This is a genomic window from Aeromonas sp. QDB18, from assembly GCF_027705325.1.
Lineage (GTDB): Bacteria > Pseudomonadota > Gammaproteobacteria > Enterobacterales > Aeromonadaceae > Aeromonas > Aeromonas caviae.
Genome location: NZ_JAPDBQ010000274.1, coordinates 1 through 1595 on the forward strand (window position 1 = coordinate 1; position 1595 = coordinate 1595).

Annotated in this window: 1 protein-coding gene and 1 pseudogene; both read left to right on the forward strand. The window is 56.2% G+C overall.

The annotated features are described in order from the left end of the window. The first annotated feature begins 151 nt into the window (after positions 1-151). Positions 152-430, forward strand: coding sequence for a YcgL domain-containing protein (locus tag OKC30_RS20805; RefSeq protein ID WP_039039102.1), 279 nt, complete (start codon positions 152-154; stop codon positions 428-430). Then, positions 427-1388, forward strand: a pseudogene (locus OKC30_RS20810) (lytic murein transglycosylase). The gene OKC30_RS20805 and the pseudogene OKC30_RS20810 overlap by 4 nt, the downstream one beginning before the upstream one ends. Positions 1389-1595: the final 207 nt, after the last annotated feature.

Consider the following 1595-nt stretch of genomic DNA (forward strand, 5'->3'; position numbering starts at 1 on the left):
AGGCAGAGAAAATCCAAGCAAAACAACACGTTAGACGGTATTATTAATTCGCTTGCCGCTTAAGGTTCTGTACATGTATTGTTATTCAATTCCTGATGTTATAGTTTGCCACCACCAGAGGCAATAAACCCGTCGGATTATATCAATTTCCATGTTGTGTGCAGTCTATAAAAGTCGCAAAAAAGCCGAGACCTATCTCTTTATTGAACGAAGAGAGGACTTTTCCCGCGTTCCCGAGGTGCTGATGAGTACCTTCGGGCGTCCCGAACTGGTCCTGATGACCAAACTGGACCCGGCCAAGCCCCTGGGGCTGGCCTCCACGGAGCGGGTGATGGCCGCCCTGAAGAGCCAGGGCTTTTATCTGCAGGTGCCACCGCCACCGGAAAACCTGCTGGAGCAGCACAAGGCGCAATTAAAGGACGCACGATGAGGGCGGGGCGGCTGGCACTGCTGTTGTCAGGCGCCCTGTCGGGATCGCCGGTGCAGGCCGGCCCCGATTTTGACCAGTACGTGGCGAGCCTCAAAGAGCAGGCGCTGGCGGCGGGCATGTTGCCCGAGACGGTGAGTGCGGCCTTTGCGGATGTACATCTTGTTGATGCTGCCATCAGGCACGACAAAAATCAGCCGGAATTCAAACTGACCCTGGACACATATATTCCCCGGGCGGTGCCGGAATGGAAAGTCAAGCAAGCCCAAACCTTATATCGCCAGCATTTGCCGCTGCTCACAAAAATAGGCAGGGAATATGGGGTTCAACCCCGCTTTATTGTTGCCTTGTGGGGAATTGAAACCAATTTCGGCAAAATAACCGGCCATTATCCCCTTATCTCTTCTCTCTCGACCCTGGCCTGGGACGGTCGCCGTGAAGCCTTCTTCAAAGGCGAGTTGTTCGATGTCCTGCGCATTCTGGAGCAGGGACATGTGAACCCCGCCAACTTCAAGGGATCCTGGGCGGGGGCCATGGGACAGGTGCAGTTCATGCCCTCGTCATTCCTGCAATACGCGGTGGATCAGGACGGGGACGGCAAGAAGATCTCTGGGGCAATCTGGCGGATGTATTTGGATCGGCTGCCAATTATCTGAGCCAGAACGGCTGGCGTGAAGACCAGACCTGGGGACGGCGGGTGAGGGTGCCCGAGGCGCTCGATCCGGCGCTGCTGGGGCTTGAGATCCGCAAGCCGCTGTCGGCCTGGCAGGCGCTCGGGGTGCGGCAACTGGACGGCTTCCCCCTGCCCAGGGTCGACATGCAGGCCTCCCTCATCCGCCCCGACGATATTCACGGGCGAAGCTACCTTGCCTATGACAATTACCGGGTACTGCGTCACTGGAATCGCTCCCCCTATTTCGTGGTGGCCGTCGGTACCCTGGCCGATCGCATCGTGAAATAGCTCTCCCCCGTTCTCCTGTCACGGCGAACGGGTGGAGGTGATATGCCCGTCTCTTTTTATCCCTTGTCGGCCTCCCTTTATCCACGAACGCTGCCCTTTAAATCGTGACATGAAAAAAGCGGGAATATATCCTAATGCCGATCAGTTAAGGATCCATTGACCGATCCTCAGGCTGTGTAAGAATCCGAAACTCCTTGTTGGGTTTCG

Excerpts from the sequence above, each read along its gene's own strand:
- OKC30_RS20805 (WP_039039102.1), top strand. The coding sequence starts at position 152 with ATGTTGTGTGCAGTCTATAAAAGTCGCAAAAAAGCCGAGACCTATCTC.